This window comes from Streptomyces tatrensis (assembly GCF_049310065.1).
GTDB lineage: Bacteria > Actinomycetota > Actinomycetes > Streptomycetales > Streptomycetaceae > Streptomyces.
This window is the reverse complement of the sequence record NZ_JBMDLB010000011.1, coordinates 2,027,841-2,047,756: the sequence shown is the minus strand read 5'-3', so window position 1 is coordinate 2,047,756 and position 19,916 is coordinate 2,027,841. Positions and strand designations below refer to the sequence as shown.

Here is a 19,916-nt window from a genome sequence, read left to right as displayed (position 1 = left end):
ACCCGGTCGGTCAGTACCGGGTGACGGCCAGGTCGCCCGATTCCGTGCCGATCGCGATGTGCGGGCGGCTGAGCGGGTCCGCCCAGCGCAGCACCGCGCGCATCGCGTCCTCGGAGACCGAGACGCAGCCGGCCGTCGCGCCCTTGCCGTTCACGTGCAGGAAGATGCCCGCGCCCCGGCCCCGTACCGGCTGCTCGTAGTTGAAGGCGATGACCAGCGCATGCGCGTACTGCTTCTCGTACGTGGTCAGGTGCTCCGCCTCGCCGGGCGCGCAGTCCGCGGGCAGCGGTTCCACCCAGCGGTTGTAGCTTTCCGAGGCATTGTCCTGGCACCACCAGGAGTCCGGGGTCACCCGCCGGTAGCGGTACGCCGTACCGGCCGGGGCGGGCGCGATGCCGAAGGCGTAGGGGAGCGCGTACAGGCCGGCCGGGGTGGTGTCCGTGCCCTGGGTCCGGGTCGCGCCCTCGGTCAGCCCGTTCGCGCCGAACCGGGCCGCGGCGCTCCCCGCCGCGTACCAGCGACCCGCCCGCCGGTCCCACCAGGTCAGGCGGCCGGTCGTGGAGCCGGGCTCCGGGGCCACGGCGGTGATCAGCTGGCTGCCGCCGCCGGTGTCGGCGAGCAGGACGGGCAGCGGCGGATCACCGTGGGGCGCCTGTCCCAGCAGGCTGGTGACGATCAGTGAGGCGGCGAGGAGCGTGGTGCGCAGCACATGTCAGACCGTACGGGGCGGAAGGGGCAGCGGCAGCGCAGGCAGGCCGTCGACGCTCACCCCGATCAACTCCTTCTTCTCGCAGTACTCGTTGAACTCCTCGTCCGTCTTGCGGCCGAAGTACTCCGCGTGGAGCGTGCGCTCGCCCTGGTAGTCCATCAGGGGGACGGCGAACCCGCACACGGTGGCGATCCGCCGGGTCCTCACGAGGATGACGGCGCGCGCCGAGGGCCCGTCGGCGTCCCCGAACCGCTCGATCAGCCCGTCCCAGCGCGGGTCGTCGCGGAAGACGGCCTCGCCGTCGCCGTGGATGCGCACGATGTTCGGCGGCCCGCTGAACGCGCACCACATGAGCGTGATGCGGCCGTTCTCGCGGACGTGCGCGATGGTCTCGGCGCCGCTGCCGCCGAAGTCCAGGTAGGCGAGGGTCGTTTCGTCGATGACGACGAGCGTCCCTGCGCGGCCCTTGGGGGAGAGGTTGACGTGCCCGTCACCGGAGAGCGGCGCGGTGGCGGTGAAGAAGACCGGCTGCTCCTCGATGAAGGTGCGCATGCGGCTGTCAATGCGGTCATAGAGCTTTCCCATGATCCGATTATCGGCGCGCCGGGGGCGGGGCCGGACCGCATTTTCACCAGATGAGACGGGTCCTGCGCATCTCGCCCCAGCCGAGCTTGAAGTAGTACCGCTTGTGGAGGGTCCGCAGCTCCTTCCGTTCGAAGGTCTCCCGGCGGGCCGTCGCCTGCCAGTCCCACCTCCGCAGCAAGGCCAGCGCGGTGCGCCGCAGAGCCGGGTCCGGGTCGTCCAGTGCGGAGGTGAGGGCCGGCAGCCCCTCGTCGGCGCCCTGGGCGGCCAGCAGCCGCAGAGCCGCCCTGCGCAGGTGCGCGGGGTGGTCCCGCGCGGTGCGGGCCACCAGCGGGCCCGTCGGCAGCCGGTCGGCCACCGGGAGCAGCGACCGGGTCACCTCCCGGACCACCGCCGGTGACGGGTCGTCCAGGAGCGCGGTCAGCGCCTCCGTGCCGGGTCCGGGCCCGTCGAGCAGCCGCAGCCCCGCGACGGCCGCCGCCCGGATCCCGCCGTCCCGGTGGCCGAGCAGGCCGGTCAGCACGGCGGAGTCCGCGCGCTCGGCGCACTCCGCGAGCCCGAGTACGGCCCCGGGCGACGGGAGGCCGGCGCACAGCCGCAGGTACGCGGTGCGCGCGTCCCCGCCGTCCTGCCGGAGCAGCCACCGTGCGCAGGCCCGGACCGTCGCCGACGGGTCGGCGAGGTACCGGGGTGCCTCGCCGGTCCGGCCGGCGGCGCGCAGGGCGGTGACGCCCGCAGCCCGTACGAAGCCGGAGCGTGCGGCCAGCAGCGCGTCCACCGCGGAGTCCTCGGGGCCGTGCGCGGCCAGGGCGGCCATCGCCGCCCGCGTCCACAGCTGCCGCAGTACCGCGTCCGCCTCCCCGGCGGTGTGCCGGGCCAGTTCGGGAGCCGTGAAGGAGTGCGCGGCCTCCAGGGTGATCCGTACGGCAGCCCGGCGGGTCCGCAGGTGGCCGTGGGAGCACAGCTCCGCCCGGACCGCCGCGTACCGGGGCTCGCGCAGGGCCGCCTCGAACGCCCCGGCGGCCCAGCGGCCCTCGCGGCGCTCCGCCAGGTGCGTCACCATCGGGGTCAGGGCGCGCAAGGTCGCCTCCCCGGTCTCCCGGAGCGCGTCCGTGACGACGCGCCGGGCGGCCTCCCGGACCTGCGGGGTCCAGTCGGCGCAGCGCAGGACGATCAGCGGCAGCAGCTCGGGGGTGCCCGCGGCTTCGGCGACGGCGCGCTCCCGGATCCGCCCGTCCCAGTGGCACAGGGCGGTCGCGGTGCGGGAGGCGAAGACCTCGCCCCTGTAGGGGGCCATGTGCCGCACTCCGATGTCCAGGGCGGTCCAGGCGGCCGGGTCCTCGGTGTCGACGACCTCGTCGAGCGGTGTCCCCGTCCAGTCCGTGTAATCCCGCGCCGCGTCCCGGCCCGCGTACACCCCCCACCTCAGGCGCTGCTGGAGCAGCTTCCGGGCCCAGCGGCGCACGGCGGGGTCGCGGTGGGAGGTCAGGAACCGGGCGACCCGGCGCCGGACCAGCAGCGGGCGCAGCTCCAGCAGGACCAGGGCCGCGACCCGCACGGACTCGGGGCGGCCGGGCGCGAACAGCTCCAGCAGCCAGGACTCCGGCCGGGCTTCCGCGTACGGGACCACCAGCGAGCGTGCCGCCCGGGCGGCGGGAGGATGCGGGTCGGCCAGGTACGGCAGCAGCTCTTCCGGTGTCGTGGCGCCGTGCCTGCGCAGGCCGTGGACGGCCGCGGCCCGCACGCGCCCTTCGGGGGACCGGGCGAGGAGCCGCAGCAGGGGCAGGTCCGAGGCGTCCCCGTCCTCGGCCAGCCCGAACACCGCCCCGGGCACGGGGGAGTGGGCGCACAGTGCGCGGTAGTGGGCGAGCGGGTCCTGACCGGCGGCGCGCAGCTCCCGGCGGGCCGCCTCCCGTATCCGCGCCGAGGGGTCCGCCAGGTGCGCGGGCAGTTCGCCGACCCGCCCGGCGGGGCGCAGGGCGCGGACGGCGGTCACCCGCAGGGACGTGCGGTCCTGGGCGAGCAGGGAGTCGACGAGGGGGCCGGGGAGCGAGGAGGCGCTGGTGTCCAGGGCGGCCCGGGCGGCCACCTCGCAGCGCCGGCGCACCACGCGGTCCCGGCTCACGGCGGCGTTTTCCAGCAGCCGCTCGGGCGTCAGGAGCCCGCTCTCCAGGGCCAGGTCGAGGGCATCCCGCCGGACGTCGGGGGTCTGCCCGCTGAGGATCAGCCGGTCCAGTTCGACGGTCAAGTCGGCGGGCGAGCCGAGCCGGTCCATGCACCGCTCCCAGGCCCAGGCGCCGTACCGGCGCGGGCTCAGGAACAGGGCGAGGGGCACCAGGGTGCGTACGAGGCCCGGCGCGGCCGCGTCCAGTTCCGCGTCCAGCACCGCCCGCGCCCGCTCCCGTACGGGCTCCTCCCAGTCGGCGCACCGGATCAGCACCAGCGCCAGGACCTCGTGCCGTCCGGAGGCGTGTCCGAGGGCGGCCTCCCGCACCTTGCGGTCGGCGTGGCCCAGGCAGAGCGCGAGCTCGGCGGCGGCCGGGGGCACGGCGGCCCAGGTCACCCCGTGCCCGTCGTGCCAGTACGGGGCGGTGCTCCAGTCGGTGACCTCCCGGGCGTCGAACCGGTGCATGCCCACCCGGACGGTGTCGGAAGGGGTTCTGTGCCGGTAGCGGGCGGAGGTGGACGAGCGGATGCTCCTGTCGAGATCCGACCACGCCTGCGGGCCGCTGCCGTCGAGGGCGCGCGCGGGGCTCTTGCCGTGCAGCAGCCGGTCGGCGGGTGAGCAGAACATGGTCCGGGACAGGGGCGGCAGCATCTCCATCCGCGCACTCTAGGCGGCCGGTGTACCCGCTGACCTCCTGTTATTCGATCGATTGACGAAACATGCGGACCAGTGCATAGTTATGCCTACCACTGGATGCACCGTGTGAGGAGAACCCCGTGACCGAGCGCGTCGTACTCGCCTATTCAGGCGGTCTGGACACCTCCGTCGCCATCGGCTGGATCGCCGAAGTGACGGGCGCCGAGGTCATCGCGGTAGCGGTGGACGTCGGTCAGGGCGGCGAGGACCTGGACGTCATCCGCAAGCGGGCGCTCGCCTGCGGTGCGGTCGAGGCCGAGGTCGCCGACGCCAGGGACGAGTTCGCCGACGAGTACTGCCTCCCGGCGATCAAGGCGAACGCCCTCTACATGGACCGCTACCCGCTGGTCTCCGCCCTCTCGCGGCCGGCGATCGTGAAGCACCTCGTGGCCGCCGCCCGCAAGCACGGCGCGACGACCGTCGCCCACGGCTGCACCGGCAAGGGCAACGACCAGGTCCGCTTCGAGGCCGGCATAGCCGCCCTCGGCCCCGACCTCACGTGCATCGCCCCGGTCCGCGACTACGCGATGACCCGCGACAAGGCCATCGCCTTCGCCGAGAAGGCGGACCTGCCGATCGCGACCACCAAGAAGTCCCCGTACTCCATCGACCAGAACGTCTTCGGGCGCGCCGTCGAGACGGGGTTCCTGGAGGACATCTGGAACGCGCCGATCGAGGACATCTACGAGTACACCGCGGACCCGGCCCTCCCGCGCGAGGCCGACGAGGTCGTCATCTCCTTCAAGGAGGGCGTCCCGGTCGCCATCGACGGCAAGCCCGTCACCGTGCTCCAGGCCATCCAGCAGCTCAACGAGCGCGCCGGAGCCCAGGGCATCGGCCGGATCGACATCGTCGAGGACCGGCTCGTGGGCATCAAGTCCCGCGAGGTGTACGAGGCCCCGGGCGCGATCGCGCTGATCACCGCCCACCAGGAGCTGGAGAACGTCACCGTCGAGCGCGAGCTGGCCCGCTACAAGCGGCAGGTCGAGCAGCGCTGGGGCGAGATGGTCTACGACGGCCTGTGGTTCTCCCCGCTGAAGCGGGCGCTGGACGGCTTCATCAACGAGGCCAACCAGCACGTCAGCGGCGACATCCGGATGACCCTGCACGGCGGCCGCGCGGTCGTCACCGGCCGGAAGTCCGACGAGTCGCTGTACGACTTCAATCTCGCGACCTACGACTCGGGCGACACCTTCGACCAGTCGAAGGCCCAGGGCTTCATCGAGATCTTCGGCCTGTCCTCGAAGATCGCGGCCCGCCGCGACCTCGCCTGATCCGGTCTGAACCCTGTAGTACGAACCGCCTCCCCGTTACCTCCGCGGCGGGGAGGCGGTTGCACATCCGAAGCAATGCACGTTCTTGAGGAGCAGTAGCTGTGAGCAGCAACAACGGTGGTGACGTCCGGCTCTGGGGCGCTCGGTTCGCCGACGGTCCCGCCGAGGCCCTCGCGAAGCTGTCCGCGTCGGTCCACTTCGACTGGCGCCTGGCCCCGTACGACATCGCGGGCTCCAAGGCCCACGCCCGCGTGCTCGCCAAGGCGGGCCTGCTCACGGACGACGAGCTCGGCCGCATGCTCGACGGCCTGGACCAGCTCGCGGTCGACGTGGAGAACGGCTCCTTCACCGGCACCATCGCCGACGAGGACGTCCACACCGCGCTGGAGCGGGGCCTGCTGGAGCGGCTCGGCGCCGACCTCGGCGGCAAGCTCCGCGCCGGCCGGTCGCGCAACGACCAGATCGCCACCCTCTTCCGCATGTACCTGCGCGACCACGCCCGGATCATCGGCGGCCTCGTCGCCGAGCTCCAGGACGCGCTGGTCGGCCTCGCCGAGGCGCACGCCGACGTGGCCATGCCCGGCCGGACCCACCTGCAGCACGCGCAGCCGGTGCTCTTCGCCCACCACGTACTGGCCCACGTGCAGGCCCTGTCCCGGGACGCGGAGCGGCTGCGCCAGTGGGACACCCGGACCGCGGTCTCCCCGTACGGCTCGGGCGCCCTCGCGGGCTCCTCGCTCGGCCTGGACCCGGAGGCGGTCGCCGCCGAGCTGGGCTTCGAGCGGGGCTCGGTCGGCAACTCCATCGACGGCACGGCCTCGCGCGACTTCGTCGCCGAGTTCGCCTTCGTCACCGCGATGATCGGGATCAACCTGTCCCGGATCGCGGAGGAGATCATCATCTGGAACACGAAGGAGTTCTCCTTCGTGACCCTGCACGACGCCTTCTCCACCGGGTCGTCGATCATGCCGCAGAAGAAGAACCCGGACATCGCCGAGCTGGCGCGTGGCAAGTCGGGCCGCCTCATCGGCAACCTGACCGGCCTGCTCGCCACCCTCAAGGCCCTTCCCCTGGCCTACAACCGGGACCTCCAGGAGGACAAGGAGCCGGTCTTCGACTCCTGCGACACCCTCGAAGTCCTGCTGCCGGCCTTCACCGGGATGATGGCCACCCTCACGATCAACCGGGAGCGCATGGAGGCGCTGGCGCCGGCCGGCTTCTCGCTCGCCACCGACATCGCGGAGTGGCTGGTCAAGCAGGGCGTGCCGTTCCGGGTGGCGCACGAGGTGGCCGGCGGCTGCGTCAAGGAGTGCGAGGGGCTCGGCATCGAGCTCGACGAGCTGACGGACGAGCAGTTCGCGAAGATCTCGGAGCACCTGACGCCGGAGGTCCGTACGGTCCTCAACGTCAAGGGCGCGCTGGCCTCCCGCGACGGCCGCGGCGGCACCGCCCCGTCGGCGGTCGCGATCCAGCTGACGGAGCTGAAGGCCGACCTGGTCATCCAGCACGCCTGGGCGGCGCACAAGAACTGACCGTGCTCCGGTCCCCGAAGGGGCGGTGGCAGCCGACCGGCTGCCACCGCCCCTTCGGCGTGGCCGAGGATCAGGCGCCGCAGACGATGGTGACCGAGAACGGCCGGTCGTCGTCCAAGGCGAGCACGGCAGGGTGGCCCTCACGGGCCTTCTCCCCAACCTGGTGGTTGGGGGTGACGCGCCCGGCGCCAGGTGAGGCGTCGGGCGTCTCCCCTCGCACATGTTCCACGCCGGGTGCCGCACGAGTGCGGTGTTCGAGTCCCGTTTCGTCCCCGATCCGGGGGGTGTCTGCTGACTCGAATTCCAGAGCAGCCCGCTGAGGAAGCACGGACTGGTGGGTCTTCTCGCCTACGTGGAACGTAGCCAACTTCGTTCACCTCCACATGCGTTGGCTGGTGCTGGTAACGGCGGCCCTCAGCCAGAGCGACTGAAGGCCCCCTCCTTCAGGAGGGGGACCCCGTTACGGTTCTCTCCCTGCGGAAGACGGATCCAATTGCTGAACCCATGCGGGGAAGGTCTTGCTGCGGAGAAGGCTCCTCCCTCCTGGAGGAGCCGCGGAAGACCTTGCGGCCAGTGTCACTCCAATTGATTACCGGGTCGCTACCACGCCCAGTCCGCCAGCGCGTCGAAGTCGGCCCGGACCAGCCCGATGCGCTCGTCGATCCGCAGCAGCAGCGCGTGCGCGGGGTGGCGCTCTTCCACGTAGGCGCGGTCCATGTCCGTGATGTCGTCGTCGATCCAGGCGAAGGGGCGCTCGCCCGCGTACTCCAGGATGTACTGGGTCTTCCAGAACGTCCCGCGCGGTGCGCGCCCGTGCATCTGCGGCCAATCGATCCAGGGGAGCTCCGGCAGGCCCAGGTGCGGGCCTATCCACTCGTTCGCCTCGCCCTTCCAGGTGGTCGCCCAGACCAGCTCGTACGCGTCCGCGAGCGCGAGCAGCTCCTCGCCGTGGCCGGGGTTCAGCCAGACCCGCAGCGGCTTCGCGCTCTCGGCCTCGGTCCAGCCCGTCGGGCGCATCCGGTGGGTGCGGTAGCCCTCGGGGCGCCGCTGCGGCTTGGCCGCGTAGGGGTTCAGCGGGCCGTCCACGTCGATCAGCAGCAAGGGCTTCGGGTTCATCACGGCAGGATTCCTTCCGGCGCCCGGAGGGGCACCTCATTTATTCAATGAGACACCGACGTCTCATTCGGGTTATGCTTGTCTCATGGCCATGGATCGTGATCAGGTGCTCCGCGCCGCCGCCGCCCTGCTCTCCCGCAAATCGACCGCCACGATGGACGAGGTCGCGAGGGCGGCCGGCATCGGCCGCGCGACCCTCCACCGGCACTTCGCCGGGCGCGACGCCCTCGTACGGGCGCTCGAAGAGCTCGGGATCCGGGAGTTCGAGGTGGCCTTCGACAACGCCCGCCTCGACGAGGGCACGGCGATCGACGCGCTCCGCAGGCTCGTCGCCGAAGCGGAGCCCAATGCCGAACTGCTGGCCTTCCTCGTCACCGAGAACCAGCTCTTCGAGGGAGATCAGGTCAACGAGGGCTGGGCCCGCCTGGACGCCCGCGTCGGCGAGCTCTTCCGGCGCGGCCAGCGCGAGGGCGACATCCGGATCGACCTGAGCCCCGCCTGGCTCACCGAGGCCCTCTACGGGCTCATCGGCACCTGCGCCTGGGCCGTCATGGACGGCCGGGTCGCGGCCAAGGACTTTCAGTACATGATCATCGAGTTGCTGCTCGGTGGCGCACGACGGAGTGTGGAGAAATGAGTCGTACCGAACAGCTGACCCGGACCCAGGGGGCGGAGGGCCGGAGCCCCGGGCGCTGGCTCGCGCTCTCCGTGCTCGTCCTGGCCGTCCTGCTGGTCGCCGTCGACGCCACCGTACTCGGTCTCGCCACGCCCGCCCTCAGTGAGGACCTGAAGCCCTCGGGCACCCAGCTCCTGTGGATCGGCGACATCTACTCCTTCGTCATCGCCGGCCTGCTCGTCTCCATGGGCTCCCTCGGCGACCGGATCGGCCGCAAGAAGCTCCTCCTCGTCGGCGCGACCGCCTTCGGAGCCGTCTCGGTCCTCAACGCCTACGCCACCAGCCCCGAGATGATGATCGTCGCCAGGGCCCTGCTCGGCGTGGCCGGTGCGACCCTGATGCCCTCCACCCTCGCGCTGATCCGCAACATCTTCCACGACCCCAAGGAACGCAGCCTCGCCATCGGCATCTGGGGCGCCACCGCCTCGGCCGGCGCGGCCGTCGGCCCCGTCGTCGGCGGAGCACTGCTCCAGCACTTCTGGTGGGGCTCGGTCTTCCTCATCAACCTCCCCGTGATGATCGTCCTGGTCATCGTCGGCATCAAGCTGCTGCCCGAGTCCAAGAACCCGGTCGCCGGCCCCTGGGACCTGTTCAGCGTCGGCCTCTCCCTCGTCGGCATCATCGGCGTGGTCTACGCCGTCAAGCAGGTCGCCACCCACGGCATGGGCTGGGAGGTGTGGGCGGCCGCCGCCATCGGAGCGGGCGCGCTCCACACCTTCGTACGCCGCCAGTTCACGCTGCCGGCCCCGCTCCTCGACATGCGCCTGTTCAAGCACCGCGGCTTCTCCGGCGCGGTCCTCGCCGACCTGCTCACCGTCTTCGGCCTGTCCGGACTGGTCTTCTTCCTCTCCCAGTTCCTCCAGCTCGTCCAGGGCCGCGAGCCGCTCGAAGCGGGCCTCGCCGAACTGCCCGCCGCCATCGGCGCCGTGGTCACCGGCCTGATCGCCGGCCAGTACGCCCGCAAGTACGGGGTACGGGTCATCGTGACGGGAGGCCTCGCCGCCATCGGCATCGCACTGGCCGCGCTGACCGTGATCCACAAGGAGACCGGCTACCCGCTGCTCGGCGCGGCCCTGCTCATCGTCGGCCTCGGCGCCGGCTTCTCCTTCACCGTCACCGCCGACGTGATCCTCTCCAGCGTCCCCAAGGAGCAGGCCGGTTCCGCCTCGGCCGTCTCCGAGACCGCCTACGAACTGGGCGCCGCCCTCGGCATCGCCCTGCTCGGCTCGGTCGTCACCGGCGTCTACCAGGACTTCACCGCCCCGGCCTCCGTCACCGGACCCGTCGCCGACGCCGCCCACGAATCGCTCGGCGGCGCCGTCGAAGCGGCCAGGTCACTGGACCCGCAGACCGCCCAGCAGATGGTCGGCGCGGCCCAGGAGGCCTTCGTGGACGGCCTGCGGCTGGCTTCCGGCGTGGGCGCGGCCGTCCTGCTGGCCACCGCAGTGGCAGCCTGGTTCCTGCTCAAGGGGCAGGAGCTCCAGGACGGCATCGAGCACTGACGCTGCGCCAGGGGGTGGCGTCCTGCACGGAGTTGACAGTCCGTGGAATCACGGGACACCATCCCGGCGATGGAGATCAACGACTTGACCCCGGCGGAGCGCCGCGTATGGGACGCCTTCCCGAGCGGGGAGCGCGTCGACTTCCTCGAGGAACCCGAGGAAACGGGCTCCGGCGGCGCCGACTGGGGGCCGGAGCGGACCGTGCGCGCCGAGGTCCTCACGGCGCTCCTGCTGGGTGGCCCCACCGCCGAAGGGCAGGTCGCCGGACTCAACGTCCGGGGTGCGCGGATCACCGGCAAGCTGAACCTCAAGTACGCCGTCGTGGAGCACCCGATCCGGCTGCGGGCCTGCTGGTTCGAACGCAAGCCCCTGCTCTACGGAGCCAAGTTGCGGGTCTTCGTGGCCAACGACTCCACCCTTCCCGGCCTCACCGCGGACACCGTCAGCGTCGAAGTCGCGCTCAAGCTGTCCTGCTGCCGCATCACCGGGCCGGTTCGCCTCGCGGGTGCCCGGATAGCGGGCGGACTCTTCCTCCGGAAGGCGGTCATCGGCATCGCGGGCCCGGCCGAGGAGGGCCAGGAGCCGGCGCTCCGGTTCAACCACGCCGACGTCGGAACCGACGTCATCGCCATGGACCTCACCGTTCACGGCCAGATGCGCATCAACGGCGCCACCGTCGGCGGCCAGATCAACCTGAACAACGCGCGGCTCCTCGCCCCCGGCGCGATAGCCCTGCACGCCGAGACCCTGACCGTCGGCACCGACGTGCGGGCCAGGGGGCTGGAGGCGCGGGGGATGTTCAACCTCACCGGGGCCAAGATCCCCGGCCAGCTCTACCTCGCCGACGCCCGCCTCATCCAGCCCGGTGGCGTCGCCCTGCGCGCCTCCAGCTGCGCGATCGGCGAGGTGTGGCTCAGCGGCCGGGAGTGCGTCCAGGGCACGATGAACCTGCGGCGCTCCCAGTTCGACCTGCTGCACGCGCCGCCCGAGACCTGGCCGCAGCGGATCCGCATCGAGGGGCTCACCTACCGCACCCTCAGCCCGCACGTTCCCGCCGATCAGCGGCTGCCCGCCCTGGAGCGCGAGGAGTCGGGCTACCTGCCGTACGCCTATGAACAGCTCGCCGCGGCCTACCGTACGGTCGGCGACGAGGCGGGCGCCCGGACCGTGCAACTCGCCAAGCTCCGCCGGCACCGCCGCACCCTGCCCCGGCACGCCAGGGTCTGGGGGCTGCTCCAGGACGCCACCGTGGGCTACGGCTTCCGGCCGCTGCGCGCCGCCGGCTGGTTGCTGACGCTGCTGCTCACGGGGACGGCCGCGTATTGGCTGCGACCGCCCCGGGAGCTGAAGGCGGGGGAGGCGCCGGAATTCAACCCGGTCTTCTACACGCTCGACCTGATGGTGCCGATCATCAGCTTCGGCCAGGAGGCGGCCTACGCACCGGACGGCTGGTACCAGTGGCTGTCGTACCTGCTGATCGTGACCGGCTGGGTCCTCGCCACGACGACCGCGGCGGGCGTCAGCCGGTCACTGCAACGGCAGTAGGGGAGCTACGCGGCCTTCGCCTTGGTCGCGTACATGTCCACGTACTCCTGGCCGGAGAGCCGCATGACCTCGGCCATCACCGAGTCGGTGACGGCGCGCAGCACGTAGCGGTCGCGGTCCATGCCCTCGTACCGGGAGAACTCCATCGCCTCGCCGAACCGGACGGTGACCCGGCCCGGGCGCGGCATGCCGGCGCCGCCGGGCTGGAGCTTGTCGGTGCCGATCATCGCGAAGGGGACGACGGGCGCGCCGGTCATCAGGGTCAGGCGGGCGATGCCGGTGCGGCCGCGGTAGAGGCGGCCGTCGGGGGAGCGGGTGCCCTCGGGGTAGATGCCGAAGATCTTGCCCTCTTCGAGGATCCGGCGGCCGGTCATCAGGGCGGCGACTCCGCCGTTGGCCCCGTCGCGGTCCACGGGGATCATGCCGGCGCCGGTGAAGAACCAGGCCATGGCCCGGCCCTTGATGCCCTTGCCGGTGACGTACTCGTCCTTCCCGATGAAGTGGACCGTGCGGTCGCACACCAGCGGCAGGATCATCGAGTCGATGAAGGTGAGGTGGTTGCCCGCGAGGATCACCGGCCCGGTGCCCGGAATGTTCTCGATGCCCTCCACGCGGGTGCGGAACATCAGGCGCATGACGGGTCCGACAGTGGCTTTGATCAGGCGCGTACGGAACAACGTGGGCCCTCCGGCATCGAAAAGCAAGGTTCTCGCACCCACCACACTCGGCGGTAGTGCAGGTGAGGACGATACTCGCGGGTCCGCTCTGATCGCACATCGGGTTCACGAGGTGGATACGCAGTGTTGACGCACGTTTCCGCCATGTTCCGCCCGCGCACCCCCGCCCGCCATCGGCGCTTGCCTACCATCGGCACGCGGATTCGGGCCCGAGGCCCCGGAGATCCCGGGACGCCCGGCCCTTGTCCGAGGGGGAGTGGCACTGATGACACAGGGTGGGGCAGCGCGGCGCACGGTACTGGGCGCGGCCGTCGTCGCGGCGGGCGGAGCCTTCGGCGGACTGGTCGCGGGCGGCGGTTCGGCCGCGGCGGCCGAGAGCGGCCACGGGGGAGGCGGTCAGGGCGGTGGATACCGGGACCTGCCGGTGCCCACGGTCATCGGGCACCGGGGAGCCAGCGGCTACCGGCCCGAGCACACGCTCGGGTCCTACCAGCTCGCGCTGGACCTCGGAGCCGACGTCGTCGAACAGGACCTCGTGCCCACCAAGGACGGCCACCTGGTGTGCCGCCACGAGAACGAGATCGGCGGCACGACGGACGTCGCGGACCACCCCGGCTTCGCGTCCCGCAAGACGACCAAGACGATCGACGGGGTCCCGGTCACGGGCTGGTTCACCGAGGACTTCACCCTCGCCGAGCTGAAGACCCTGCGCGCGAAGGAGCGCATCCCCGCCCTCCGGCAGCGCAACACGCTCTACGACGGCCGCTGGGACGTCCCCACCTTCGAAGAGGTGCTCCGCTGGGCCGACCGCGAGGGCCGGCGGCGCGGGAAGCGCGTGTGGCTGCACGTGGAGACCAAGCACCCCAGCTACTTCCGGGGCCTCGGCCTCGGCCTGGAGGAGCCCCTCGCCAAGCTGCTGCGCCGCTACGGGCGCGACGGCCGGGGCGCCCCGCTCTTCCTGCAGTCCTTCGAACCCTCCAGCATCCAGCGGCTCTCCCGGCTGGTCTCCAGCCCGCGCGTGGTGCTCCTCTCGGCGGCGGCCACCCGCCCGTGGGACTTCGAGCTGGCCAAGGACCCCCGGACGGTCGCCGACCTGGTCAAGCCCGAGGGGCTGCGGTGGATCGCCGGCTTCGCCCAGGGCATCGGCCCGACCATGGACCTGATCCTGCCGCGCGATGCCACGGGCAAGCTCGGCGCCCCGACCACCCTGGTCGCGGACGCCCACGCGCGGGGGCTGGTCCTGCACCCCTACACCGCGCGCAACGAGAACAACTTCCTGCCGGCCGACTACCGCAAGGGCACCGACCCGACGGCCTACGGGGACGCCTTCGGCGCCTTCAAGACCTACTTCGCGCAGGGCATCGACGGCATCTTCACCGACCACCCCGACACCGGACTGCTCGCGGCGGAGGCCTTCCGCCCGGGCCGCGGGGTCACCGGCTAGCCGTCAACGGCTGACCGTCAACGGCCGGCCGGAGCTTCTCGTACGAGTGGGCCGTGCCCGGCGGGGAAACCGCCCGGCACGGCCTTCGCGTCCCGCCCGGCATGGACCTGCTGAAGGCTGATCTCCCCGACCTGTTCGAAACGCTCCGCCCGCTGCTCTCGGCCGAAGCGGCCGCCGAGACCGCGGGCACCGGGGTGGACGCCGCCGACTTGGAACAAGCCGTCTGGGTCAGGCTGCTGGAGCACCGCCGCATCCCCGCCGAACCGGCCGACTGGCTGCGCCGGGCGGTGCGCGGGGAGGCCCGCCGGGCGCGGCGCCGGGCCCGGCACGAAGTCCCGTACGGCCACCGCCAGCACTCGGCGGACGGCGGGTCCGGCGCGGGCACCCGTACCAGTACGGGTGTGGAACCGGAAGACGCACTCCTGCACGGCGAGGAGAACCGGGCCCTCCGATCGGCGGTCGCCCGATTGCCCGGAAGGTGTCCGGAGCTCATGAGGGCACTTCTTTCGCCCAGGGACCTCACCTACCGTGAAATCGCAGGAGAGTTGGGTATCTCACAAGGAAGTTTGGGGCCCGTCCGTTCCCGATGCCTGGGATGTCTGCGCAGAATGCTGGCCGTAGAGGTTGCGGCTCCCGCCCTGCGGGGAATGGAGCGGTAGACCAACAGGCCACCAGGTGAGCGGGAGGCATGCGCACATGGGCATGAGCGTGACCATTTCGGCGGCAACTGCCGAGGATGCCGAGCAGATCATCAAGCTGCAGTATCTGGCGTTCCAGAGCGAGGCCGAGCTGTACGGCAACTACCGCATCCAGCCGCTCACCCAGTCCCTGGACTCCCTCAAGGCCGAGCTGGCCTCGGACACCGTCCTGGTGGCCCGGCTCGGCGAGGAGATCGTCGGAGCCGTGCGCGGCACCGTCGACGAGGAGGGCACCGGCAAGATCGCCAAGCTCTGCGTGCACCCCCGGCTCCAGGGCCACGGCCTCGGCGCCCGGCTGCTGGGCGCGGTCGAGGCGGCCCTGTCCGGCAACGACGCGACCACCCGCTTCCGGCTGCTCACCGGCCACAAGAGCGAGTCGAACCTGCGGCTCTACCGCAAGGCCGGCTACACCCAGGTCGGCGGGCGCACGGCGTCCGACGGCGTCCGCCTGGTGATCCTGGAGAAGGAGGCCAAGGAGGCCACCGACTTCGCGGTCAGCGCCTGAGCATCTGAGCCGTCGGGCGCCCGGCGGCCGGCGTCCAGCGCTAGCGCTTCGCGCGGAGCCAGAGCATCCCGGTGATCGGCAGGATCACCGGGATGAACAGGTAGCCCATCCCGAAGTCCGACCACACGGTCGCGTCGGGGAAGGCCTCGGGCCGCGCCAGGGTCCAGGCGCCCACGACGAGTACGCCGGTCAGCTCGGCGGCGCAGCAGAACAGCGCCGCCTTGCGGGCCGTCTCCCCGCCGCGCACCAGCGAGTACGTGATGAAGGCGTAGACCAGCGCGGCCGCGGCCGACAGCGAGTACGCGAGCGGCGCCCGGTCGAACTCGGTGGAGATCTGGTAGATCGAGCGCGAGACCGCGCCGACGGTGATCACTCCGTAGAACCAGACCAGCAGCACCCCGGGCCCCGTGACCAGGCGCTTTCGCCTGCCGGGCCGGGTGGCGGTGGCCGTGGCGTCCGTGTCGGTATCAGGCACCGGTGCTTCCCCAGATGTCGTAGAGCCGTACTTCGAGCACGGCGAGGACGACCGCTCCCGCGGCCACCGTCACCGAACCCCATTTGGTCCGCTCGCTCAGCGAGAGCAGCCCAGCGGCCGGGACGGTCGCGAAGGCTCCCACCAGGTAGGCCAGGAAGAGCACCGTGCCCTGGCCGGGCTCCTCGCCCCGGGCGAGCTGGACCAGGCCGATCACCAGCTGGGCCAGGACCAGTACGGTCACCACGGCCATGCCGATGAAGTGCCAGTCCTTGGTCGGCTGGTCCCGCGAGGCGGCGAAACCGCACCAGGCGGCGAGGGCGAGTGCGGCCACGCCGATGGCGAGCGTCAGGGCGTCGAGCATGCAGCGAGGGTATTACGGGCCGAAAGACCCGATGCGCTCACCCCTGCCCCGGGGCTTTCCTGGAAGGCATGAATCTGCTGCACGGGAAGCTCGGTCCGCAATTCGACGCGCTGCTGTTCGACAACGACGGCACGCTGGTCTCCTCGATGGAGTCGGTGCACCGCTGCTGGACCCTCCCCCAGACTCCGTCCGGGGGGACCCCCGGGGCCCGGGAGTACGGGATCACCGAGGAGGCCTTCGCCGCGGTGGCACTCCACGGCCGCCCGGCCGCGGAGATCATCGCCGACCTCCTGCCCGAGCCCGTACGGGCCGGGGCGCTCGCCCGGATCGAGGTGCTGGAGACCGAGGACGTGGCGGGCGGCGTGGTCCTGCTCCCCGGTACCAAGGAGCTGCTCTCGGCCCTTCCCGCCGGGCGCTGGGCCGTGGTCACCTCCGCGACCCTCCCCCAGCTACCGCTGGGAGGTGCCCCCGGGCTGGCCGAGGCCCGGCTGCGGGAGGTGGGCATCGCCTTCCCGGAGATGGTGGCCGCCGACGACATCACCCGCGGCAAGCCCGACCCGGAGCCCTTCCTGCTGGCGGCCGCCCGGCTCGGCGTGGACCCGGCCCGCTGCGCGGTCTTCGAGGACGCCCCCGCCGGCCTGGCCGCGGGCCGCGCCGCCGGGATGACGACCGTGGCCTTGACCACAACGCACCCGGCCGCCGAACTCGACGCGGACGTGGTCGTAAGGGACCTCTCGGCCGTGTCCGTGCTGGTCGGAGCCGATGGCGTGACGATCGAGACGGACGATCGGCCCTGACCGATGTTGTCCGGTATGTGGTCGAAATCCGTCCGGTATTCGGACGGCTTTGATCGGTGACAGGGAACGTCTGGTTTACTGGGGCCCATGACCACGACGAGCAGCCGCACCCTTGCGACCGAGGCGACGATGACGCCCGGTGCTCGTTGTATGTGTCGAATGCGCGCCTTCTGAGGGCCCCTGCCCCAGGTCTCACGCCCCGAAGCGAGACCGGCCGAGCCGCTCCCGGCACCCCCGTGTGAACCCGGACCGCTCCTGCCCCGCGCATGCGCCGAAGCCGTCGATTTCCGATGGTTCGACCCGTATCGCGTCCCAGATGTTTGCCCCGTGCCCGGCACCCGCTGCGCCGCGCACTCGACAGCGACGGAAATCCTGTGATCACCACATCGGGCCTCACGAAGGTCTACCAGTCCCGTGGCCGAGAGGTCACCGCCCTGGACGGCGTCGACCTGCACGTCCGCCAGGGCGAGGTCTACGGAGTCATCGGCCAGAGCGGCGCCGGAAAGTCCTCCCTGATCCGCTGCGTGAACCTGCTGGAGCGCCCCACCACCGGCACCGTGTCCGTCGACGGGGTCGACCTCACCGCCCTCGCCGGCCGGGGCCGCCGCGCCGGCAAGGAGCTCCGCGAGGCGCGCAGCCGCATCGGCATGGTCTTCCAGCACTTCAACCTGCTGTCCTCGCGCACCGTGCAGGGCAACATCGAACTGCCCCTGGAGATCCTCGGGGTCTCCGGCCGCGAGCGTTCCCGCAAGGCCGCCGAACTGCTCGACCTCGTCGGTCTCGCCGACAAGGCCAAGTCCTACCCCGGCCAGCTCTCCGGCGGCCAGAAGCAGCGCGTCGGCATCGCCCGCGCCCTGGCCGGCGACCCCAAGGTGCTGCTCTCCGACGAGGCCACCAGCGCCCTGGACCCCGAGACCACCCGCCAGATCCTCCAGCTGCTGCGCGACCTCAACCGCCAGTTGGGCCTGACGGTCCTGCTGATCACGCACGAGATGGACGTGGTCAAGTCGGTCTGCGACTCGGCCGCCCTCATGCGCCGCGGCCGGATCGTCGAGGCCGGCAAGGTCACCGAGCTGCTGGCCACCCCCGGCTCCGAGCTCGCCCACGAACTGTTCCCGCTGACCGGGTCCGCGACCACCGCGGAGCACACGGTCATCGACGTCACCTTCCACGGCGAGACCGCGACCCAGCCGGTCATCTCCCAGCTGGCCCGGACCTACAACATCGACATATCGATCCTCGGCGCCGCGATGGACACCGTCGCCGGCCGGCAGATCGGCCGCATGCGCATCGAGCTGCCCGGCCGCTACGAGGACAACGTCGTACCCGTCGGCTTCCTGCGCGAGCAGGGCCTGCAGGTGGACGTCGTGGAAGCGGACCCGGCCCCGGCCCCTTACACAGACGTGGCCGCGGGCATCGACGTCGACGGCGAACTGGCCGAGCTGGTCAAGGATGGTGCGAAGTGACCTGGTCCGAAATGCAGCCGCTGCTCACGCAGGGCACCTTCGACACCCTCTACATGGTGTTGTGGTCCGCCCTGGTGACCATCCTCGGCGGACTGCCCATCGGCATCCTGCTCGTCCTCACCGACAAGGGCGGCCTGCTCCAGAACCGTGCGGTCAACAAGATCCTCGGCGTGATCGTGAACATGGGCCGCTCGCTGCCGTTCATCATCCTGCTGATCTTCCTCATCCCGGTCACCACGGCGATCGTCGGCACCTTCATCGGCCCCACCGCCATGATCGTCCCGCTCGCCATCGGCGCCATCCCCTTCTTCGCCCGGCTCGTCGAGACCGCCGTCCGCGAGGTGGACCACGGACTGGTCGAAGCCGTCGAGTCCATGGGCGGCGGCATCCCGACCCTGGTCGGCAAGGTGCTCCTCCCGCAGGCGCTGCCCTCGCTGATCGCGGCCGTCACCACCACCGTGATCACCCTGATCGGCTACTCGGCCATGGCCGGCGCGGTCGGCGGCGAAGGCCTCGGCTCCAAGGCCATCACGTACGGCTTCCAGCGCTTCGAAACCGGCTTCATGATCGCCACCGTCGTGGTGCTGATCGTGCTCGTCACGGTGATCCAGCTCATCGGCGACGGCGTGGTACGCCTCCTCGCCCGGCGCGGTCGGACAGCCTGAACCGGGCCTGAGCCGGACGAAAACAGACTTTTCCCCCCAGAAAGCCCGCACTTGTCGTGCTTGGGCCGTCATCCAACAGCAAGACGCAAGAAAGGCACTCTTCGTGCGCAAGAACATCAAGCTCACCGCCCTCGCCGCCACCGTCTCGGCGCTCGCCCTCGGCCTCACCGCCTGCGGCAGCTCCTCCGACCCGTCCTCCACCAAGGCCGACGGCGGCAAGACCGACGAGAGCAAGCCCCTGGTCGTCGCGGCGTCCCCGTCCCCGCACGCCGACATCCTGAAGTTCGTACAGGACAACCTCGCGGCCAAGGACGGCCTCAAGCTGGAGGTGAAGGAGTTCACGGACTACGTCCTGCCGAACACCGCCACCCAGCAGGGCCAGGTCGACGCCAACTACTTCCAGCACGTGCCGTACCTCGACGACTTCAACAAGAAGAACGGCACCGACATCGTGCCCGTCGTGAACGTGCACCTGGAGCCCCTGGGCCTCTACTCCAAGAAGGCCAAGGCCCTCACGGACATCAAGGCCGGCCAGACCATCGCCGTCCCCAACGACCCCACCAACGAGGGCCGCGCGCTCCAGCTGCTCGCCGCGAACAACCTCATCACCCTCAAGGAGGGTGTCGGCACCGCCGCCAAGCTGTCCGACATCACCGACAAGAAGGGCCTGGAGTTCAAGGAGCTGGAGGCCGCCACGGTCCCGCGCGCCCTGAACGACGTGGACGCCGCCGTCATCAACGGCAACTACGCCATCGAGGCCAAGCTCGTCCCGGCCAAGGACGCGATCGTCCTGGAGAAGGCCGAGGGCAACCCCTACGCCAACATCCTCGCGGTCAAGAAGGGCAACGAGAACGACCCGCGGATCCAGAAGCTCGCCAAGCTCCTGAACTCCCCCGAGGTCAAGAAGTTCATCGACGACAAGTACGAGGGCTCGGTCATCCCGGCCTTCGGCAAGCCGGCCGCCTAGATCAGGCCGGAGCCACCGGCCGGACCCGTCCGGCCCGCCCGCCCGGCCCCGTACGCCCTCCG

Annotated in this window: 20 protein-coding genes; 12 read left to right on the top strand and 8 right to left on the bottom strand. The window is 71.4% G+C overall.

The annotated features are described in order from the left end of the window. Window positions 1-10: 10 nt before the first annotated feature. From ACODT5_RS24995 to ACODT5_RS24985, 3 genes are read right to left on the bottom strand one after another with little or no spacing between them, the layout of a single operon-like run. Entirely contained in the window at window positions 11-706 is a 696-nt protein-coding gene (locus tag ACODT5_RS24995; RefSeq protein ID WP_422525018.1) for a L,D-transpeptidase family protein, read from the bottom strand. Between the two features lie 6 nt (window positions 707-712). Next, window positions 713-1,294, bottom strand: a complete 582-nt coding sequence (locus tag ACODT5_RS24990; protein ID WP_422521502.1) for a pyridoxamine 5'-phosphate oxidase family protein — start codon at window positions 1,292-1,294, stop codon at window positions 713-715. Window positions 1,295-1,337: 43 nt separating this feature from the next. Beyond that, window positions 1,338-4,115, bottom strand: coding sequence for a hypothetical protein (locus ACODT5_RS24985; protein ID WP_422521501.1), 2,778 nt, complete (start codon window positions 4,113-4,115; stop codon window positions 1,338-1,340). Window positions 4,116-4,234: 119 nt separating this feature from the next. On the opposite strand from ACODT5_RS24985, the gene ACODT5_RS24980 reads away from it, so the two are divergent. Next, complete coding sequence (locus ACODT5_RS24980; protein ID WP_422521500.1) at window positions 4,235-5,428, top strand: argininosuccinate synthase; 1,194 nt, start codon at window positions 4,235-4,237, stop codon at window positions 5,426-5,428. A 101-nt stretch (window positions 5,429-5,529) separates the two neighbouring features. Continuing rightward, window positions 5,530-6,960 carry an argininosuccinate lyase gene (gene argH / locus ACODT5_RS24975; protein WP_422521499.1) on the top strand — a complete coding sequence of 477 codons (1,431 nt, stop codon included), beginning with the start codon at window positions 5,530-5,532 and terminating at the stop codon, window positions 6,958-6,960. Between the two features lie 70 nt (window positions 6,961-7,030). Here the strand turns inward: argH and ACODT5_RS24970 are convergent, their stop codons facing one another. Together ACODT5_RS24970 and ACODT5_RS24965 are read right to left on the bottom strand one after the other, a co-directional pair. Further along, entirely contained in the window at window positions 7,031-7,189 is a 159-nt protein-coding gene (locus ACODT5_RS24970) for a hypothetical protein (RefSeq protein ID WP_422521498.1), read from the bottom strand. 371 nt (window positions 7,190-7,560) lie between these two features. Then, entirely contained in the window at window positions 7,561-8,076 is a 516-nt protein-coding gene (locus ACODT5_RS24965; protein ID WP_422521497.1) for an HAD domain-containing protein, read from the bottom strand. Between the two features lie 85 nt (window positions 8,077-8,161). On the opposite strand from ACODT5_RS24965, the gene ACODT5_RS24960 reads away from it, so the two are divergent. The 3 genes from ACODT5_RS24960 (at window position 8,162) to ACODT5_RS24950 (ending at window position 11,799) form a co-directional block, all read left to right on the top strand. Next, window positions 8,162-8,713, top strand: coding sequence for a TetR/AcrR family transcriptional regulator (locus ACODT5_RS24960; protein WP_422521496.1), 552 nt, complete (start codon window positions 8,162-8,164; stop codon window positions 8,711-8,713). Then, window positions 8,710-10,254, top strand: a complete 1,545-nt coding sequence (locus tag ACODT5_RS24955; RefSeq protein ID WP_422521495.1) for an MFS transporter — start codon at window positions 8,710-8,712, stop codon at window positions 10,252-10,254. The genes ACODT5_RS24960 and ACODT5_RS24955 overlap by 4 nt, the downstream gene beginning before the upstream one ends. A gap of 69 nt (window positions 10,255-10,323) precedes the next feature. Then, a complete protein-coding gene (locus ACODT5_RS24950; protein ID WP_422521494.1) occupies window positions 10,324-11,799 on the top strand; it encodes a membrane-associated oxidoreductase in 1,476 nt (491 codons plus the stop codon). Between the two features lie 5 nt (window positions 11,800-11,804). Here the strand turns inward: ACODT5_RS24950 and ACODT5_RS24945 are convergent, their stop codons facing one another. After that, window positions 11,805-12,434 carry a lysophospholipid acyltransferase family protein gene (locus ACODT5_RS24945; RefSeq protein ID WP_250744673.1) on the bottom strand — a complete coding sequence of 210 codons (630 nt, stop codon included), beginning with the start codon at window positions 12,432-12,434 and terminating at the stop codon, window positions 11,805-11,807. Window positions 12,435-12,741: 307 nt separating this feature from the next. Here ACODT5_RS24945 and ACODT5_RS24940 point away from each other — a divergent pair, with 307 nt between their 5' ends. The 3 genes from ACODT5_RS24940 (at window position 12,742) to ACODT5_RS24930 (ending at window position 15,123) form a co-directional block, all read left to right on the top strand. Then, complete coding sequence (locus ACODT5_RS24940) at window positions 12,742-13,920, top strand: glycerophosphodiester phosphodiesterase (protein WP_422521493.1); 1,179 nt, start codon at window positions 12,742-12,744, stop codon at window positions 13,918-13,920. 101 nt (window positions 13,921-14,021) lie between these two features. Continuing rightward, window positions 14,022-14,579, top strand: a complete 558-nt coding sequence (locus ACODT5_RS24935) for a sigma-70 family RNA polymerase sigma factor (protein WP_385377324.1) — start codon at window positions 14,022-14,024, stop codon at window positions 14,577-14,579. Between the two features lie 37 nt (window positions 14,580-14,616). Continuing rightward, window positions 14,617-15,123: a GNAT family N-acetyltransferase gene (locus ACODT5_RS24930; RefSeq protein WP_422521492.1), complete on the top strand. Its 507-nt coding sequence runs from the start codon at window positions 14,617-14,619 to the stop codon at window positions 15,121-15,123. Between the two features lie 40 nt (window positions 15,124-15,163). On the opposite strand, the gene ACODT5_RS24925 is transcribed toward ACODT5_RS24930, so the two are convergent. Continuing rightward, complete coding sequence (locus ACODT5_RS24925; protein ID WP_422521491.1) at window positions 15,164-15,598, bottom strand: hypothetical protein; 435 nt, start codon at window positions 15,596-15,598, stop codon at window positions 15,164-15,166. Continuing rightward, window positions 15,591-15,959, bottom strand: coding sequence for a hypothetical protein (locus ACODT5_RS24920; RefSeq protein ID WP_422521490.1), 369 nt, complete (start codon window positions 15,957-15,959; stop codon window positions 15,591-15,593). Before ACODT5_RS24920 ends, ACODT5_RS24925 begins: the two co-directional genes overlap by 8 nt. 68 nt (window positions 15,960-16,027) lie before the next feature. On the opposite strand from ACODT5_RS24920, the gene ACODT5_RS24915 reads away from it, so the two are divergent. The 4 genes from ACODT5_RS24915 to ACODT5_RS24900 all read left to right on the top strand — a co-directional run bounded on the left by ACODT5_RS24915 (window position 16,028) and on the right by ACODT5_RS24900 (window position 19,854). Beyond that, a complete protein-coding gene (locus tag ACODT5_RS24915; protein WP_422521489.1) occupies window positions 16,028-16,756 on the top strand; it encodes an HAD-IA family hydrolase in 729 nt (242 codons plus the stop codon). Between the two features lie 374 nt (window positions 16,757-17,130). Further along, on the top strand, window positions 17,131-18,222 hold the full coding sequence (locus ACODT5_RS24910; protein ID WP_422521488.1) for a methionine ABC transporter ATP-binding protein: 1,092 nt from the start codon (window positions 17,131-17,133) through the stop codon (window positions 18,220-18,222). After that, window positions 18,219-18,887: a methionine ABC transporter permease gene (locus tag ACODT5_RS24905; RefSeq protein ID WP_266910281.1), complete on the top strand. Its 669-nt coding sequence runs from the start codon at window positions 18,219-18,221 to the stop codon at window positions 18,885-18,887. Before ACODT5_RS24910 ends, ACODT5_RS24905 begins: the two co-directional genes overlap by 4 nt. A gap of 103 nt (window positions 18,888-18,990) precedes the next feature. Then, on the top strand, window positions 18,991-19,854 hold the full coding sequence (locus tag ACODT5_RS24900) for a MetQ/NlpA family ABC transporter substrate-binding protein (RefSeq protein WP_422521487.1): 864 nt from the start codon (window positions 18,991-18,993) through the stop codon (window positions 19,852-19,854). The last annotated feature ends 62 nt before the right edge of the window (window positions 19,855-19,916 follow it).

What these genes read in the sequence shown, in the direction of transcription:
- ACODT5_RS24950 (WP_422521494.1), top strand. Translation starts at nt 10,324, where the DNA reads ATGGAGATCAACGACTTGACCCCGGCGGAGCGCCGCGTATGGGACGCC.
- ACODT5_RS24960 (WP_422521496.1), top strand. Translation starts at nt 8,162, where the DNA reads ATGGCCATGGATCGTGATCAGGTGCTCCGCGCCGCCGCCGCCCTGCTC.
- ACODT5_RS24955 (WP_422521495.1), top strand. Translation starts at nt 8,710, where the DNA reads ATGAGTCGTACCGAACAGCTGACCCGGACCCAGGGGGCGGAGGGCCGG.
- ACODT5_RS24945 (WP_250744673.1), bottom strand. Translation starts at nt 12,434, where the DNA reads ATGCGCCTGATGTTCCGCACCCGCGTGGAGGGCATCGAGAACATTCCG.
- ACODT5_RS24915 (WP_422521489.1), top strand. Translation starts at nt 16,028, where the DNA reads ATGAATCTGCTGCACGGGAAGCTCGGTCCGCAATTCGACGCGCTGCTG.
- ACODT5_RS24935 (WP_385377324.1), top strand. Translation starts at nt 14,022, where the DNA reads ATGGACCTGCTGAAGGCTGATCTCCCCGACCTGTTCGAAACGCTCCGC.
- ACODT5_RS24930 (WP_422521492.1), top strand. Translation starts at nt 14,617, where the DNA reads ATGGGCATGAGCGTGACCATTTCGGCGGCAACTGCCGAGGATGCCGAG.
- ACODT5_RS24965 (WP_422521497.1), bottom strand. Translation starts at nt 8,076, where the DNA reads ATGAACCCGAAGCCCTTGCTGCTGATCGACGTGGACGGCCCGCTGAAC.
- ACODT5_RS24990 (WP_422521502.1), bottom strand. Translation starts at nt 1,294, where the DNA reads ATGGGAAAGCTCTATGACCGCATTGACAGCCGCATGCGCACCTTCATC.
- ACODT5_RS24920 (WP_422521490.1), bottom strand. Translation starts at nt 15,959, where the DNA reads ATGCTCGACGCCCTGACGCTCGCCATCGGCGTGGCCGCACTCGCCCTC.
- ACODT5_RS24940 (WP_422521493.1), top strand. Translation starts at nt 12,742, where the DNA reads ATGACACAGGGTGGGGCAGCGCGGCGCACGGTACTGGGCGCGGCCGTC.
- ACODT5_RS24985 (WP_422521501.1), bottom strand. Translation starts at nt 4,115, where the DNA reads ATGGAGATGCTGCCGCCCCTGTCCCGGACCATGTTCTGCTCACCCGCC.